Source organism: Marinobacterium jannaschii DSM 6295 (genome assembly GCF_000620085.1).
Lineage (GTDB): Bacteria > Pseudomonadota > Gammaproteobacteria > Pseudomonadales > Balneatricaceae > Pontibacterium > Pontibacterium jannaschii.
Map to the genome: position 1 here is coordinate 123,003 of NZ_JHVJ01000018.1, position 16,506 is coordinate 139,508.

The 16,506-nt window shown below is 55.1% G+C and carries 16 protein-coding genes; 13 read left to right on the top strand and 3 right to left on the bottom strand.

Annotated features, from left to right (window positions below; translation table 11 throughout):
* Positions 1 to 74: 74 nt before the first annotated feature.
* Positions 75 to 2,966 carry an aminomethyl-transferring glycine dehydrogenase gene (gene gcvP / locus Q354_RS0110875; RefSeq protein WP_027857624.1) on the top strand — a complete coding sequence of 964 codons (2,892 nt, stop codon included), beginning with the start codon at positions 75 to 77 and terminating at the stop codon, positions 2,964 to 2,966.
* 274 nt (positions 2,967 to 3,240) lie between these two features.
* On the opposite strand, the gene Q354_RS0110880 is transcribed toward gcvP, so the two are convergent.
* The 3 genes from Q354_RS0110880 to Q354_RS0110890 are packed head-to-tail and all read right to left on the bottom strand — an operon-like array spanning position 3,241 to position 5,257.
* The gene (locus tag Q354_RS0110880; RefSeq protein ID WP_027857625.1) at positions 3,241 to 3,687 is read right to left on the bottom strand and encodes a hypothetical protein; all 447 of its coding nucleotides are present in this window, start codon (positions 3,685 to 3,687) and stop codon (positions 3,241 to 3,243) included.
* A gap of 9 nt (positions 3,688 to 3,696) precedes the next feature.
* Positions 3,697 to 4,737: a M48 family metallopeptidase gene (locus Q354_RS0110885; RefSeq protein WP_169828877.1), complete on the bottom strand. Its 1,041-nt coding sequence runs from the start codon at positions 4,735 to 4,737 to the stop codon at positions 3,697 to 3,699.
* A 40-nt stretch (positions 4,738 to 4,777) separates the two neighbouring features.
* Positions 4,778 to 5,257 carry a hypothetical protein gene (locus Q354_RS0110890; RefSeq protein ID WP_211252243.1) on the bottom strand — a complete coding sequence of 160 codons (480 nt, stop codon included), beginning with the start codon at positions 5,255 to 5,257 and terminating at the stop codon, positions 4,778 to 4,780.
* A 417-nt stretch (positions 5,258 to 5,674) separates the two neighbouring features.
* Here Q354_RS0110890 and Q354_RS0110895 point away from each other — a divergent pair, with 417 nt between their 5' ends.
* The 12 genes from Q354_RS0110895 (at position 5,675) to soxB (ending at position 16,439) form a co-directional block, all read left to right on the top strand.
* Positions 5,675 to 6,055 (top strand): DUF2750 domain-containing protein, encoded by a 381-nt coding sequence (locus tag Q354_RS0110895; RefSeq protein ID WP_027857628.1) that lies wholly within the window; start codon positions 5,675 to 5,677, stop codon positions 6,053 to 6,055.
* 551 nt (positions 6,056 to 6,606) lie between these two features.
* Positions 6,607 to 7,395: a LuxR C-terminal-related transcriptional regulator gene (locus Q354_RS0110900; RefSeq protein ID WP_027857629.1), complete on the top strand. Its 789-nt coding sequence runs from the start codon at positions 6,607 to 6,609 to the stop codon at positions 7,393 to 7,395.
* A gap of 776 nt (positions 7,396 to 8,171) precedes the next feature.
* Entirely contained in the window at positions 8,172 to 8,912 is a 741-nt protein-coding gene (locus Q354_RS0110910; protein ID WP_027857631.1) for a sporulation protein, read from the top strand.
* The gene (locus Q354_RS0110915) at positions 8,912 to 9,478 is read left to right on the top strand and encodes an LOG family protein (RefSeq protein ID WP_027857632.1); all 567 of its coding nucleotides are present in this window, start codon (positions 8,912 to 8,914) and stop codon (positions 9,476 to 9,478) included. Before Q354_RS0110910 ends, Q354_RS0110915 begins: the two co-directional genes overlap by 1 nt.
* 104 nt (positions 9,479 to 9,582) lie before the next feature.
* The gene (locus Q354_RS0110920) at positions 9,583 to 10,365 is read left to right on the top strand and encodes an enoyl-CoA hydratase (protein ID WP_027857633.1); all 783 of its coding nucleotides are present in this window, start codon (positions 9,583 to 9,585) and stop codon (positions 10,363 to 10,365) included.
* 104 nt (positions 10,366 to 10,469) lie between these two features.
* A complete protein-coding gene (locus tag Q354_RS0110925) occupies positions 10,470 to 11,789 on the top strand; it encodes a sigma-54 interaction domain-containing protein (protein ID WP_027857634.1) in 1,320 nt (439 codons plus the stop codon).
* A gap of 142 nt (positions 11,790 to 11,931) precedes the next feature.
* A complete protein-coding gene (gene soxX / locus Q354_RS0110930) occupies positions 11,932 to 12,294 on the top strand; it encodes a sulfur oxidation c-type cytochrome SoxX (protein WP_027857635.1) in 363 nt (120 codons plus the stop codon).
* Positions 12,295 to 12,339: 45 nt separating this feature from the next.
* The gene (soxY, locus tag Q354_RS0110935) at positions 12,340 to 12,801 is read left to right on the top strand and encodes a thiosulfate oxidation carrier protein SoxY (RefSeq protein ID WP_027857636.1); all 462 of its coding nucleotides are present in this window, start codon (positions 12,340 to 12,342) and stop codon (positions 12,799 to 12,801) included.
* A 21-nt stretch (positions 12,802 to 12,822) separates the two neighbouring features.
* Positions 12,823 to 13,140: a thiosulfate oxidation carrier complex protein SoxZ gene (gene soxZ, locus Q354_RS0110940; protein WP_027857637.1), complete on the top strand. Its 318-nt coding sequence runs from the start codon at positions 12,823 to 12,825 to the stop codon at positions 13,138 to 13,140.
* A gap of 86 nt (positions 13,141 to 13,226) precedes the next feature.
* On the top strand, positions 13,227 to 14,090 hold the full coding sequence (soxA, locus tag Q354_RS0110945; RefSeq protein ID WP_027857638.1) for a sulfur oxidation c-type cytochrome SoxA: 864 nt from the start codon (positions 13,227 to 13,229) through the stop codon (positions 14,088 to 14,090).
* Positions 14,091 to 14,100: 10 nt separating this feature from the next.
* Positions 14,101 to 14,529, top strand: coding sequence for a hypothetical protein (locus Q354_RS0110950; RefSeq protein WP_245601029.1), 429 nt, complete (start codon positions 14,101 to 14,103; stop codon positions 14,527 to 14,529).
* A 140-nt stretch (positions 14,530 to 14,669) separates the two neighbouring features.
* Positions 14,670 to 16,439: a thiosulfohydrolase SoxB gene (soxB, locus tag Q354_RS0110955; RefSeq protein WP_027857640.1), complete on the top strand. Its 1,770-nt coding sequence runs from the start codon at positions 14,670 to 14,672 to the stop codon at positions 16,437 to 16,439.
* The last annotated feature ends 67 nt before the right edge of the window (positions 16,440 to 16,506 follow it).

Below are 16,506 nucleotides of genomic sequence, written 5' to 3' on the forward strand. Positions count from 1 at the left end.
ACCTATTACAGGCTCTTACGAATAATCCGGTAGTTGATACGTCAGCTACCCGTAACAGACAGGTTGGAACGAAAATGGCAGTTGAGACTCGCGCCCTGACTGAGCTGGAACAGCGCAATGAATTCACCCGTCGTCATGTTGGCCCTGATGCGGCTGAACAGCAGGCGATGCTGGAAACGCTTGGCGTTAACACTCTGGACGAACTGATCGCGCAGACAGTTCCTGACTCTATCCGTCTTGATGATGCTCTGGATATGGATCTGGGTATCAGCGAATCAGACGCGCTGGCTGAACTGCGCGCCATGGCTGATAAGAACACCGTCAACAAGTCTTACATCGGTATGGGTTACTACAACACCAAAGTACCGAATGTCATTCTGCGTAATGTGATGGAAAACCCGGGCTGGTACACGGCGTACACGCCGTATCAGCCAGAGATCGCCCAGGGCCGTCTGGAATCCCTGCTTAACTTCCAGCAGATCGTGATGGATCTGACCGGCATGGAACTGGCAAACGCCTCCCTGCTGGACGAAGCCACTGCGGCCGCGGAAGCGATGACGCTGTGCAAGCGTTCCAACCGTAAGAAAACCAACAACTACTTTGTTGCCAGCGATGTGCACCCGCAGACGCTGGACGTGATCAAGACCCGTGCCGAGTACTTCGGTTACGACATCATCGTTGATGACGCGGACAAACTGGGCGAATACGACGTATTCGGTGCTCAGCTGCAGTACCCTGCGAGCAACGGCGAGATCACTGACCTGGGCGCACTGATCGCCAAGGCGAAAGAGCAGAAGGCGATGGTTGCTGTGGCAACTGACCTGCTGGCACTGATGCTGCTGAAATCACCAGGCGAACTGGGTGCCGACGTGGTACTGGGTTCCGCACAGCGCTTCGGTGTGCCGATGGGCTTTGGTGGTCCTCACGCGGCCTTCTTCGCTTCCAGCGAGAAGCTGAAGCGTTCCGTACCGGGTCGTATTATCGGTGTTTCCGTGGATGCCAACGGCAACCAGGCGCTGCGTATGGCGATGCAGACCCGCGAGCAGCACATCCGTCGTGAGAAAGCGACCTCTAACATCTGTACCGCTCAGGCCCTGCTGGCCAACATGGCTGCGTTCTACGCCGTCTACCACGGTCCTGTCGGCCTGAAGAACATCGCTGAACGCGTACACCGCCTGACTGCGATTCTGGCAAACGGCCTGGCTGAGAAAGGCCTGCAGGTAACCGGCAGCTACTTCGACACTATTACTGTCTCTGTCGAAGACGGTGCTGCGGTATACCAGCGTGCGCTGGATGCCGGCTGCAACCTGCGTAACAACGGCGACAACACCCTGGGTGTGTCCTTCGACGAAGTGACCACCGCGGCTGACGTTGCTGAACTGTTTGATATCTTCCTGGGTGAAGGCCACGGCCTGGAAGTGGCTGCGCTGGACGCTGCCATTGTTGCAGGTGCTGCCACCGGGATCGCCGCTGAACAGCGTCGTAGCGATGAAGTACTGACTCACCCGACCTTCAACAGCTACCAGTCTGAGACTGAGATGCTGCGTTACATGAAGCGTCTGGAAAACAAAGACTACTCCCTGGTTCATGGCATGATCCCGCTGGGCTCCTGCACCATGAAACTGAATGCCACCGCCGAGATGATTCCGGTAACCTGGCCTGAGTTTGGCAGCATGCACCCGTTTGCACCGGCCGATCAGGTTGTTGGCTATCAGGAGATGCTGAACTCGCTGGAAGACCAGCTGGTTGAGATCACCGGCTACGACAAGGTTTCTCTGCAGCCGAACTCCGGTGCATCCGGCGAATATGCGGGCCTGCTGGCGATCCGTAAGTATCAGGAATCAATCGGTGAAGGTCACCGTAATGTCTGCCTGATCCCATCTTCCGCCCACGGAACCAACCCGGCTTCCGCTGCGATGATGGATATGAAGATCGTTGTGACCGCCTGTGACGATAATGGCAACGTAGATGTCGCAGATCTGGCTGCAAAGGCTGAGCAATACAAGGATGATCTCTCCTGCCTGATGATCACTTACCCGTCCACACACGGTGTGTACGAAGAAGATATCGTCGAGATCTGCCAGATCATCCATAAGTTTGGTGGCCAGGTTTACATGGATGGCGCCAACATGAACGCACAGGTTGGAATCTCCAAGCCAGGTGTGATCGGTTCGGACGTCTCTCACCTGAACCTGCATAAGACTTTCGCTATCCCACACGGCGGCGGCGGTCCTGGCATGGGTCCTATCGGTGTTAAGAACCATCTGGCGCCTTTCCTGGCAAGCCACAAGGTCAGCCCGGTAGAAGGCCTGAACCCGGAGAACGGTGCAGTAGCAGCAACGCCTTACGGCTCCGCTTCTATCCTGCCGATCACCTGGATGTACAACCGCATGCTGGGTAAGGATGGCCTGAAGCACTCCACTCAGAATGCAATTCTGGGCGCTAACTACCTGACAGAGAAACTGTCTGAGCACTACCCGATCCTGTATCGCGGTCGTAACAACAAGGTAGCGCACGAGTGCATCGTCGATATCCGCCCGATTAAAGAAGAATCGGGTGTTACTGAAGAAGATATCGCCAAGCGTCTGATGGACTACGGTTTCCATGCGCCGACGATGTCCTTCCCAGTCGCAGGTACGCTGATGATCGAGCCGACTGAGTCTGAGTCCAAGGCTGAGCTGGATCGCTTTATCGATGCGATGGTTAAGATCCGTGCTGAGATCGAGCGCGTTCAGAACGGCAGCCTGCCGGCGGACAACAACCCGCTGTGCAAAGCTCCGCACACCCAGGCTGATATCATGGGTGACTGGAACCGTCCGTACAGCCGTGAAGAGGCGGTATTCCCGTCCGAGTCTGCGCGGACTGCGAAATTCTGGCCGGCTGTTAACCGTGTCGATAACGTTTACGGCGACCGTAACTTTATCTGCTCCTGTCCGGGCATCGACGCGTACCGCGACGAAGACTAAGGCAGTAACCGCTTCCCGGGTTACCGGGAAGCGCGATCGCGCCGGTGTGGCTTTACTGCCCGGCGCTGCATTTATGTGTCAGCTGAAGCAGTTGCAGGCAGGTCCTGTACCTGCTTCAGCTGACACCCAATTTCATGGCTGCAGGCCATGAAAGGCAGTGTCTGACTCAGACAATGTCCTCTAATCCTGCAAAGCAATGTGGCCTTGGGGCGGTTATGCTGTAACCGCCTGTTTTTTCTCTGCGTCCGGGCCGGCGCACTCTCACCAATACTGATCAGCCGATCAGTCCCCAGTACAGCAGAAACAGTAATGCGATCAGCCAGAGCGTAGCTCGGTAACTGCGGCCTATCGCGTCCAGCCAGAGTTTGTTTACATCATCGGGTTTGGTTGCCACGCCATAGACGGCCGCTTTGCGAATCGCTTTCAGGCGATGTCCGATGGCCTGTACCTCATCTGCAACTGCCGGTTGGCTCAGCCTCAGCAGAAACCTCAGCAGCCCGACCGACTGTTCCTGCAGGGTCTGGAGACGTTGCTGGTAGTACTGCTGCCACTCGCCTTGTGGTATTTCAGCGGCCTGGTTTACCAGGTCGCAGCTGAGTTCTTCCAGCAGATGCAGTGCAAGCCGGGGATCGTTGTATCGCTGCATCAGTTGCCGGTAGCTTTGCCACTCCTGTTGCTGCAGGTAGCTATCCAGCGCCTGTTGTTGCTGTTGCTGTTTCATATCCTGAGTTTAGGACGGATTATCAGTGCCAGCGTTGCGGTTTTTGTCGTCGCTTGCTCTCTTGTCCAGCAGCTCTTCGGTTTGTTGTTTCAGAATCAGGTAGCGCTCGGCACTGGTTGGATGGGAGCGCTGGCGGCCGCTATGGATAGTCGCGGGATGCTCTGCCCCGACCCGGCGCCAGAAACCGGCGACCTGGCGGATATCGAACCCCGCCTGGTGGATCATCTCCAGGGCTGCTATGTCGGCCTCGATTTCAAACTCCTGGCTGTACATATTGGCGCTCAGTCCGCCCAGGATCGCGGGACTGGTGATGCCTGTCGTGCTGCTCAGGGCGATATCCAGCAGCAACCCAAGGGTGCCGTTATAGAGGCGTTTGTCTATATGTCGCAGGGTGTTGTGTGCCAGTTCATGGGCGATGATCATCGCCAGTGCGGCATCATCCCGGGTAAAGCGCAGCAACCCGGCATTAAGCGTAATATCGTCGCCATCGGCCCAGGCATTAATGCTGTCACTGCTGGAAAGGTAGACCGGGTAATCGCAGGTTTTTACCGGTGTCAGGCTTACGCTGATTGATTGCTGATCCCGCTTTAGCCTCAGCTGTACCGGTTTCTTATCCAGCGTGCGGCGCAGCAACGCGGTTGCCAGCTCAGGATCTTTCGGTAATGGCTTGTTATCCAGCGTCAGTAACTGATCACCGGCTTTCAGTTGTAAGGCTGCCGGACTTCCCTCTGCGCTGTAGAGCAGCTGCAGGCTGTCTGTATCGCCATACAGGGCGGATATGGCGGCCTTGCGTCGGGCATCATACTTTGCCGGATTATGCAGCCTCAGACCGAGACTGTAGCGCTGTCTGTTCGGGCAGCGGGCCACGCTAGAGGTCATCAGTTGCCAGCTGATATCCGCTATACGCTGTTTCATTGCCAGGTAACGCAGAATGGCATCGGTCTGCTGTTTTTGTTGTTCTGCCGCCAGGGCGGAGGGAGAGGGGATGTTATGGTTTATCCGGGGGCGGGCACAGCCGGTGCTGAGGCCGACAATCAGCAATAGCAGCAACAATCTGCAGGCGAAGGGTGATGGCCGCTGGCCGCGGCGCTCAGTCGAGCGCAGGAAATGGAAAATCCGGTGTGATAAATGACGTATTGGTCTGTTGCACGGCATGCTGAAAAAATGATCCCTCGCGCATCGCATTGACGAATACTGTTAGTGTAAACCGCACCGCGTATTGCTCCAGTACTTCGCTCAGATAACAGAACTGCAGTTGTGCCCGGCAGGCCCTTTCCAGTCGCATATGAAGCAGGGCGGCTTCGTCGTCATCCAGCCCCTGATCCGGCTGGTGAATCAGTTCCAGTAATTCCAGGGGTAACTGGCTGGCGATGGCCTGGTCGATCTGAAGTGCCACCTGATGAATCACCCGCCGTTCAGCGGCTTCGCTCAGATAGGGCAGGCTGATCTGTTCCGCCAGGCGCGCGGCGACCGCACTGAGCTCATCCTGCTGCAGAAATCCTGCTGCTTGCCCGTTTTCCAGGCAGCGCTGTTTTATTTCAGCAAATTCAGTTTGGGACAGGTTGCTCATGATCTTGAAAATATCCTTAAAATGCAGGTTTGGCAGGCTACCGGAGTCTCCGTAAAGCATCAAGCCTGCGCAGGCCTTCTGTTTGAAAACTGTGCAGATATTATATTATGGCCGCTGTTGGCAGCGCCTGGCTTTGGGGTGTGATCCTGTATACCGCTTTTCCGATGTGCCCGGGGGCTTGCTTCATATCCGTCCATAGTGGCTAGCGCAGGCTGTCGCTGCAGAGGGCAACTCTGGCTGCTGCAGGGCGTTCAAGCGGCTTTTTTGCGGGTTCGATACCAGGCGGAGTAGGGTTGCCTGATGCCGGCGCCGAATCCAGCCGAACACAGGGTGCAACAAACGTATTTTAATGTAGTCTTTATTGTTAGAACGACACATAATGCGCACCCTGAGTCCAGAGGGTGATGAGGCCTGAAAATGAGTTACCGATTAGATGAAAAACAACGTGTATCAGTCAGCAGCCTGCCTGCGGATGAGCGCTATGAGCACTTCCTGCAAAAGATAACAGGCTGGGAAGAACTGTGGGGTCTATCAGACCAGGATGGTTGTGTCATGCTGTCCACTGATGACGGTGAGGAATGTATCCCTGTATGGCCTCACCCGGACTATGCCACTGAATGGGCAACAGATGAATGGGCCGAGTGCGAGCCATTTAAGATCGACCTGAAGGCCTGGCTGGAGCGCTGGCTGCCGGGAATGGCTGAGGATGGATTCCTGGTCGCTGTGTTTCCTGCGGGTGATGGCGAAGGTGTTATCGTCGAGCCGGGCGAGCTGGAGCAGTCGATCCTGGAAGGCTGATAGTCAGAATGCAGCATCAGGTCCGTCAGTATCATTGATCTCTGTTTGATCGCCGACCGTAACGAGTCGAGGGGCGTCAGGCCCTTCCTGTCCGGTCGGCGGATTATTCTTCAAAAAAGTCCGATGTCCGCCAAAATTCTGGTTTGGCCGATACCGCTATTCGAAAAGCAACGGTGTTTGAAACGCAGCTTTCAGATACTGCCTGTCCGGCATGCTTCAGCTACTCGCGTTAATTAACCTTTCCTTTGGTGTGGCTACTGGCGTTTGTTCGCGAAATATTGAGTCAAATTGTGATTTTGATGATCAATATTGCCAGATTTGTTTGAAACTATAGTTTTTGGTACTTCTTGAACTGTGAACAAACACTATTATGTGTCTTTGTGGGTACAAGGTGAGTGTATCAATGGGGGTATAAGGTTATACCTTTCAACTGTATGGCTCATCGTGGCATGTCTTGATTTTTGCTGTCGCAGTTCGTAGGTGTTGTTTTACAGCTGCAGACATCGCGTTTGTGTTGGTCTGTGGAAACACGGCCGCTAGGGAGTGCGCTCTTGGCGAGTGATCTCAATGATATTCATGGCGGGCAGGATTGCCCTCCGGAATACTCTGCTAACATCAATTCTGATCAATACGAGCTTAATCAGCTGATTGAAAAGCTATCGACCATGCTTGCTCAGGCGGGATTCGAGGGTTTTATTTATTCAGCGGTTATACGTGGTATCGGCATTGATTCAGCACTGTTTAAAATGAATCAAAAGGTTCAGGGAAAGGACTATTTAAGTTCTTTCCCTGGCAACTGTATACAACAATATTATCAGCAGGTTGCAGCGGATGACCCGGCGTGGGATCTACTACGTCAGGCTGATATAGATCAGTCATACTTTGTCAATTACCCGAATATCGGGGCGAGCTCTAAAGTAGTGGATTTCTGGACCGCTCTGGGAATTCAGTCGCAGGTACACCTGCCACTCAAAGGCTGCCATGACAAGCATTGGTTTAACTGCTTCAGTCTTTATCACCGGCTGCCGGCAAATGAGTTTCCAGCTTGCTATGAAAAGCTTAAGCACTGGCTGGAACCGGAATTAAAACGCTTCCACTGTTTGCTTGGAGGTAGCTGCTTGGGGTCTATGAATCCCTATATTAATCATGAGGTTATCTCTGCTACCTGTCTGCAGATTATGCGTATGACCGCAGAGGGGATGGCCGTAAAGAGAATCGCGGATCTGCTGGCGCTGACTGAGGAGGGAGTCACCTATCATATTACCCGGGCAAAGAACCTGTTTAAGGCACGTAATAAAACCCAGTTAATTGCTTTGATGTATGAGGTGGGGCTGTTGTAGTTCTGAGTTTCTACTACTAACCAGGGTTACAGTGGTATTATCTTTGCTCAGCTGTTTTAGGTGCTTCGTGGATTTTAATCTTTTTGATTAAACAAAATTCGGGGCAGCTGAAGCATAGCTTTAAACAAACCGTTTGGTCGGCCCGATTCACAGTTTGTGACGACGGAAACTTCTTCCTGATAATCCCTGACGCTATTCGCACTTCCTCCGCTGATGACCTCCCATGCGAAACCATGATGATGCAGATAGGCATGACACTGTTTGCACTTATAGAGCGTACTCAGATTTAGCTCGCTTATTTTCCTTAGCTGGGGGTGTTGTACTCCCCGGGTGATCAAGTCGGTGCAGTGCTGGCAGGTGCGGCTCATCTTCTCTCTCCACTATTCCATATGTCGTTTGCTCGAAAAGGCACCTGAAAGGTCGCACCCTGAGCCGGTGTGTCTGGTCATGCTGCTTGCATGAATAAAAGTTAGCACAGCGCCAGCGGCTTGCTGCTAAGAAAAACTCCTAATTTGATGCCCTTTGGCCCCGGGTGTTGTGCTGACGTTCGTAACGGTTCATCGATACTGTACGGGCTGATTTGAAGCGCCCTGATGAGTGGTTGCGGAAGCAGGGATAACGGTTTCAGTCAGGCCTGAGCGGCTTGTTTAGCGCTTCTCCAGGTTCTCTCACAGACGATGGCATGGTATAGATATCGGATGAGAAGCGACGCTGAAGGGGACGATAAGGGTCTTCCGGTTGTCTGCAGGAATCTGACTTTTAAAGGAGACTGACGGGTGTTTAAGAAAATTCTGGCCTCAGTGGGTATTGGTGCAGCCAAGGTAGATACACAGTTGGAATCAGAGCAGCTGATGCCCGGGGAAAGCTTCCAGGCACAGATCCTTATTCAGGGTGGGGATGTGGAGCAGGATATCTCCGGTATGACACTGGCGCTGATGACTCAGGCGGAGGTCGAGACTGATGATGGCGAACATCATGAGAATATTGTGCTGCAGAGCTGGAAGATCAGCGAATCCTTCACGCTGCAGCCGGGCGAAGAGAAAGTGATTCCGTTTAATGGGGTTATTCATCCGGAAACACCGCTGACTCAGCTGCAATGCGGCTATAACAAGAGTCGGGTCTGGCTGAAAACCGGGCTGGAAATCGATCTGGCACTGGATGCCGGAGACAAGGACTTTATTGCCGTACTGCCGACGCCGGCGATGGCGCGCTTTCTTCAGGCGATGGACCAGTGTGGTTACAGCATGGCCTCTGCCGATGTGGAGAAAGGCTATCTTAATGGTGATGGCTTCCGGTCTACCACGGGGTGCTATCAGGAGCTGGAGTTCCGTCCATCCGGCCTGGCCCGTTTTGCGATAAAAGAGGTGGAGGTATCTTTTGTACCGGGGGCGGGTGTTACCCATGCACTGATTGAAGTGGACCGTACCTTCCGTGGCGATGGCTATCTTTCCCTGACCTGGCCAGATGATGCTTCTGTGGAACAGCTGGAGCGGCAGATTGCCGGTTGCCTGAACTGATGCAGAGCATAGCCGTTTATTGCGGGGCGCGGGCGGGTACCCGCGGTGCCCTGTTCCATGACGCTGCCCGGGCACTCGCTGACTGCTTTGCCAGGGCCGGTCTTGGGCTGGTGTATGGCGGTTCGGATAACGGGGTGATGGGCACCCTGGCAAATGCTGCGCTGGATGCCGGTTGCCATGTCACCGGCGTGATGCCACGGGATACCGGCCTGAAGGAGCAGGCCCATGAAGGGCTGTCTGAACTGGTCTGGGTGGGGTCGATGACTGAGCGCAAGCAGGAGATGATGCGACTGGCGGATGGCTTTATCGCGCTGCCGGGTGGTGTTGGTACGCTTGAAGAGCTGTTTGAGGCCTGGAGTTGTGCCCAGCTGGATATGCACCGCAAGCCCTGCGCGTTGTTGAATGTGGATGGCTACTTTGATGGCTTGCTGGCCTTTATCTCCGGAGCGCGCGCGAGTGGCATGATCGCTCCGGCTTATGCGGATATGCTGATCGTAGAATCTGATCCGGATATGCTGCTGACCCGGATGACGGCCTATCAGCCGCCTCAGTCCCGCTGGCGTTAAGATCGCTGCGGTGATCTGGGATCAGGGAATATATCGAATAGGTGTATTCCCTTATTTTTGTTTTCCCTTTAGTCTGCGTTAAAACAAAAATAACGGAGACTGCTATGTCAGACCTGCTGCTGCGCCATGACCTTGAGGGTGTTGCCACCCTCACCCTGAACCGTCCCGCTGCTTATAATGCACTGTCCCTGGAATTGATACAGGCCCTGTCGGCCGAACTGGACGCTATTGCTACAGACCGCTCTGTGCGCGTGGTGGTCGTTCGTGGTGCCGGCAAGGGCTTTAGCGCCGGTCATGACCTGCGCCAGATGCATCAGTCGCAGGATGCGGCTTTCTGCCGTCAGACATTTACCCGTTGTTCGCAGATGATGCAGCAGATCGTAAACCTGCCACAGCCAGTGATCGCTCAGGTACATGGCGTTGCTACGGCTGCAGGATGTCAGCTGGTCGCCAGCTGTGACCTTGCGGTGGCCAGCGACGAGAGCCGCTTTGCGACGCCGGGGGTGAATATCGGTCTGTTTTGCTCCACGCCGATGGTCGCGCTGAGTCGCACCGTTGTGCCTAAACATGCGATGGAAATGTTGCTGCTGGGAGATCTGGTTGATGCGCAGCGGGCTGCGGAGATCGGACTGGTGAACTGGGTAGTGGCATCCGATGAGCTGGAAAGCTATACCGGCCGCCTGGCTGAGAAGGTCGCCTCAAAATCTCGTCAGACACTGACGCTGGGGAAGGCTGCCTTTTATCGTCAGCTCAATCAGCCGCTGCCTGAGGCATATGACCAGTGTTCCGCATTGATGAGCCACAATATGCAGTTATCAGATGCCTGTGAAGGTATCGATGCCTTCCTGCAGAAGCGGGCACCCCGATGGAGCCACGGTGAGGAGTGATGTCAGGGCGATGAAGATATGAGTCACTGAGTGATTCGATAAGTGACAAAATACTGCGCTGGCTGGATAATCCACTGACATTTCTGGCATACGGAGTTGTCACAATGAACCAGTCTGCGCAGCCTCTGACAGATCTGGCCGCGATGCTCGAAGCCTTTCAGGAGCCCGCGGCCTTTATTGCCCCTGATTATAAGATTCTTTCCACCAACCGTGCCTACCTGAAACACTACGGCGGTAGCCGCCCCCTGACTGATCGTCACTGCTATGAGGTTTCTCACGGCTACAACGTTCCCTGTGACCAGGCTGGTGAATCCTGCCCATTGAAGCGGTGTCAGAACAGTGGCAACCGACAGCGGGTGTTGCATCTGCATGATACCTGCCATGGCAAGGAGCATGTGGATGTAGAGATGATTCCGATCCGGGATGAAAGTGGCGAGGTGGGCTTCTATCTGGAGATCATGCATCTGGTGAAGGCGGCGACGGCGCAGGCCGGCGATGGCGCTATGGTCGGGCAGTCGCCTGTCTTCAATCAGATGCTGGGACTGATTCAGCGAGCAGCACCCAGTGAAATCTCAGTACTGCTACTGGGGGAGTCCGGCACTGGCAAAGAGCTGGTGGCGCGGGCGATCCATGATGGCAGTGTCCGGGCTGGCCGTCCTTTTGTCACGGTTGAGTGCTCAGGCCTGAGTGAAAACCTGTTTGAAAGCGAACTGTTCGGCCATGAGCGGGGTGCCTTTACCGGGGCTATAAACCGCAAACCGGGGCTGGTGGCGGCTGCTCGTGGCGGCACGCTGTTCCTTGATGAGATTGGTGAGATTCCGCTGCCGCTGCAGGTAAAACTGCTGCGCCTGATCGAAACCGGAACCTACCGCACCGTTGGAGGGGTCGAGCTTCAGCACGCCGATTTCCGCCTGGTTTGCGCCACTCACCGTAATCTGAAGCAGATGGTGGAGCAGGGCCGTTTTCGTCAGGATCTTTTTTATCGAATCAGTGCCTTCCCGATCATCCTGCCGGGACTGGCCGAACGCAAAGGTGATCTGCCTCTGCTGGCAGATGTGCTGTTAAAACGTATTCCCGGTGGCGATCGGGTTCAGCTCAGCCATCGCGCCCTGCATGCCCTGAGCCGCTACAGCTTTCCCGGCAATATCCGTGAGTTGCGCAATATCCTGGAGCGGGGTGTTCTGCTGGCGGACCACGCCGTAATCGATCTCGATCAATTGCCGGCAGAGTGTCTGGACGCTGCAGACAGCGTGCCAGCCAGCACGACAGAAACGTTTCCCTTTGATGAAGTTATACCGTTGGCCGATATGGAGCAGCAGTACCTGCGACGGATCAATCAGAGCTTTGGCGGTGAAAAGCGCGAGCTGGCGTCTCTGCTGGGAATCAGCGAACGTACGCTTTACCGCAAACTAAAGGCGCTATGAGCCAATCGGCAGTCGGGAGTTTGCTTCATAGTATGTTGCAGAAAATTCAATTAAAGAGCTGTAAGTTATAACTACACCTGTTTTTATATTTTTTGTAATATAAGCCGAAAATTACGCCCCCCAGGGATCTGGAGAAACGACAATGCGTAAGCTGGTTACTGCGGCAGCATCCGCCGCGTTTATTTTTACCACATTTGCGATGCCCGCTCAGGCGGACAACCACTCAGCCCAGATCGCCGAAGGCAAGTCGATCTATCTGAGCAAGAAGCGTGGTAACTGCATCTCCTGTCACCAGATCAGTGATCCGGATGCCAATCAGGCTGGTAATCAGGGGCCGCCTATCGTCGCGATGAAACAACGCTTTCCTGACAAACGGACCTTGCGTGCCCAGATCTGGGATGCAACCCGTAATAACCCCCTGACTATCATGCCGCCACTGGGTAAGCACTGGATCCTCTCAGAAGAGGAGATTGATGCGGTGGTTGAGTATGTCTATCAGTTCTAACCCGGCCGGCGCTTAGTTGTTCCGGAAAAATAAAGGAGATAACGGATGAGTATAAATCGTCGAAGCCTGCTGAAAGCGATTGCTGCAGGTGGTGCACTGGCCGGGTGCGGAGTTCTGATGCCACGTCTGGCACTGGCCGCCTGGGCGGAGAAGGCTTTTACAGCTGAAGAGCAGACTGTAGCGATGCAGGAACTGTACGGCAGTGCTGAGCATGAGCACACCACGGAAGTGATTCTGAAAGCGCCGGATATTGCCGAAAACGGTGCAGTTGTGCCGGTGACGGTCAGCACCGGGCTGGAAAACGTTGAAACCATCAGCATCTTTGTGGAAAACAACCCGACGCCTCTGGCGGCTGAGTTTGTGCTGCCTGCCGGCACCCAGGCCAAAGTCTCTACCCGTATCCGCATGGGGCAGACCTCTAAAGTGACCACTGTTGTGAAGGCGGGCGGCAAGCTGTACAGCGCCGCAAAAGAAGTCAAAGTTACCATTGGCGGCTGCGGCGGCTAACTGAGTCAGGAGGATAGAGAGATGGCAAAAGGTATTCTGCGCGTTAAGGCAAAGACCGCTGGCGATCTGACCAGTGTAAAGATGCTGGCGAAGCATGCGATGGAAACGGGTCTGCGTAAAGACAAGAAAACCGGCGACAAGATTCCGGCTAAATACCTGCAGGAGATTCAGGTCAGTCATGCGGGCAAAGTGGTATTCCAGGCAAACCTGGGTACCGCGATCTCCAAGAATCCGTACTTCTCCTTCAGCTTCGCAGGTGGAGCCAAAGGTGAGGAGCTACAGCTCAGCTGGAAAGAAAACACCGGCAACAGCGCGACTGAAACAGCGAAAATCAAGTAAACAGTCCGGGGCTTCGGGGCAGCGTGTGGCAATAGTGCACATCTGAGCTGCCTGTCGGGGCGACGGTCAGGTCTTGGGAAAGGACGATGAAAATAAAAACCGGACTGATGCTGGGGGCAGCATTGCTGACTGCCGGCATAGTGCAGGCAGCTGACAGCGGTTTCGACCTCGAAACGGTCAACCCTGAAGCCGATCGCAAGGCGTTGCAGGCGTACTTTAAAGAGCGCTTTCCAAAGGCGGAGATCGAGGACTACGTCAACGGTATCTATGCCGTGGACGCCCCTTCGCGCGAGCAGTGGGAAGCACTGGAAGAGTTTCCGCCATACGAGTTTGATATTGAAGAGGGCGAACGCCTGTTCAATACCCCCTTTGCCAACGGTAAGGGCTATGCCGACTGTTTTGAAAACGGTGGTATCGGTATTCGCCACAATTATCCTTACTGGAACAAAGAACAGGGTACGGTGAAGACGCTGGAGATGGAGATCAACGAGTGCCGTGAGAACAACGGTGAAAAGCCGTTGCGCTGGAGTAAGGGAGATATCTCCCGTATCTCTGCCTACATGGCGTGGACCTCCCGCGATATGCCGATCAATATCCAGGTTCCGAAGGATGATCCTCGTGCCCTGGCAGCCTATCTTGATGGCAAAAAATTCTACTACACCAAGCGCGGCCAGCTGAACCTGTCCTGTGCTAACTGCCACCTGCAGGGCTCAAATATCCGCGTGCGTGCCGATATTCCGGGACCGATGCTGGGGCAGACCACTCACTGGCCGGTATTCCGCTCCAAGTGGGGTGAGATGGGTACGCTGCATCGTCGCTATAAGGGCTGTCACCGCGACTCCCGTTCCCGTCCGGATCAGCCGCAGTCCGAGACATTCCGTAACCTGGAGTATTTCCAGAGCTACATGAACAACGGACTGGTATCTAACGGTCCGGGATCACGTAAGTAAGGGGCCGCAGATGATCAGGAAAACTATATTCGCTGCACTGGCGCTGTCGCTCTCAGCCACGGTTGTGGCTGCACCTGACAGTTATCAGGATGCGTTTGAGCTGAATCGTGCCATGTATGGTAAGGGCCATACATTTGTCTGGCAGGGCAAAGAGTACAGCACCGACCACCCGGAAGAGATTGAAGCCGCTGTCGAGGCTAATGCGGCCAATGCGGCTGCGCTGATCGCCTCCGCTAAGGCAAAAAACGCTGAAGTGGCGAAGCTGAACTTCGAGTGGAAGCTGACCCGCGACATCATTAAGAAAGCGGAAGCCGCGGCTGCAAAGGGCGAATTCCGTAAGGCACTGAACCTGGCGGCGCAGGCAAAATACCATGCCCGCATGGGGATTGAGCAGTACCATTATGCCCAGGCGAACTGGCACCTGTCAGTGCCCGAGTAAAGCGCCGGCTTAGCCAGAGATGCCCGCCCGCAAAACGTGCGGGCATTTTTCTTTTTCGGCAATGAATTCTGATACGGAGCAGGACACTGTTCCGTGTATAGCAAATGACCCCTGAAGGGATCAAATAAGGCTCATTGACTATGTCCATCTCTCGTCGCGAGTTTGCCCGCCTGCTTGGCATTGCCGGTATGGCCGGAATGCTGCCGGCAACCGGCCTGGCTGCCCGCAGGCAGTCGGAAGATCTGTATCAACTACCCGCCTTCGGCAATGTACGCCTGCTGCATATCACCGACTGTCATGCCCAGCTGCAGCCGGTGTATTTCCGCGAGCCCAACGTTAACCTGGGGGTAGGTGCTGCTGCCGGACAGCCGCCTCATCTGGTGGGTGAGAAACTGCTGCGTCACTTCGGAATTGCCCCGGGCAGTGCCGAAGCGCACGCCTTCACCTATCTGGACTTCAACACTGCGGCGGAGCGCTACGGCAAGGTCGGCGGCTTCGCTCACCTGAAGACACTGGTGGACCGCCTGCGTGATGAGTTCGGGCGGGAGAAGACCCTGTTACTGGACGGAGGTGACACCTGGCAGGGTTCGGGGACCTCCTATAAAACCCGCGGTATGGATATGGTGGAAGCCAGCAACCTGCTCGGCGTCGATATGATGACCGGGCACTGGGAGTTTACCTACCGGCAGCAGGAAGTGCTGAATAACATCGATGCCTTTCACGGAGAGTTCCTCGCACACAATATCTTCATCACCGAAGATGCGCTGTTTGAAGGGGCAGATGAGTATATCTTCGACGAAGACAGCGGGCGGGTTTTTAAGCCGTACAGTATTCGCGAGATGGGCGGTGCCCGCGTGGCTGTGATCGGTCAGGCGTTTCCACGTACCAAGATTGCCAACCCGGCGCGCTTTATCCCTGACTGGACCTTCGATATCTACGATGATGAACTGCAGCTGCTGGTGGATCATATCCGTGGCAGTGAAAAGGTCGATGCCGTGGTGGTGCTGTCCCATAACGGCATGGATGTGGACCTGGCCATGGCGGCGCGGGTCAGTGGTATCGACGTGATTCTGGGGGGCCACACTCACGATGGTATGCCGAAGCCCAGCGTGGTGAAAAATGCCGGGGGCCAGACCCTGGTCTGTAATGCCGGCTCCAATGGCAAATTCCTTGGCGTGCTGGATATGGATGTGGCTAATGGCCGTTTCAAGGGGTTCCGGTACCGCCTGTTGCCGGTCTTTGCCGAGCAGCTGCCGGCCGATCCGGCGATGGTAAAGCTGATAGATCAGATCCGTGCGCCGCATCTGGACTGGCTGAATGAAGAGTTGGCCTATGCTGATGAAATGCTGTTCCGCCGTGGTAACTTTAACGGCACTTTCGATCAGGTAATCTGCGATGCGCTGCGTGAGCGCAACGACGCCGAGATCTCACTGTCGCCGGGCTTCCGCTGGGGTACCTCGGTGCTGGAGGGGCAGAAGATCCGCATGGAGCATGTGCTGGACCAGACTTGTCTCACCTATCCGGAAACCTACGTTCGGGAGATGAGCGGCGCTGAGCTGAAACTGATCCTGGAGGATGTGGCCGACAATATCTTCAATCCCGAGCCTTACCTGCAGTCCGGGGGAGACATGGTGCGGGTCGGTGGTTTCGATTACGTTTGTGATCCATTCCAGCCGATCGGCCAGCGTATCAGTGATATGACACTGGATAATGGCCAGCCGGTCGACGCTGCCAGAACCTACAAGGTCAGTGGCTGGGCCACGGTGGGCAGTCAGTCCGATGGCGCCGATATCTGGGATGTGGTGGCCGATTATCTGCGCGACCACAAGGTGGCTAAGATCGCCAAGCTCAACACCCCGCGCCTGAAAGGCGCAGCTGGCAATACCGGGCTGGCAGACTATTCGGCCTGAGTGCTATCCACTATTGAAACCCTGTGAATAAGCCAGCTGACCTGCTGGCTTTTTTTCACGGCCCCAC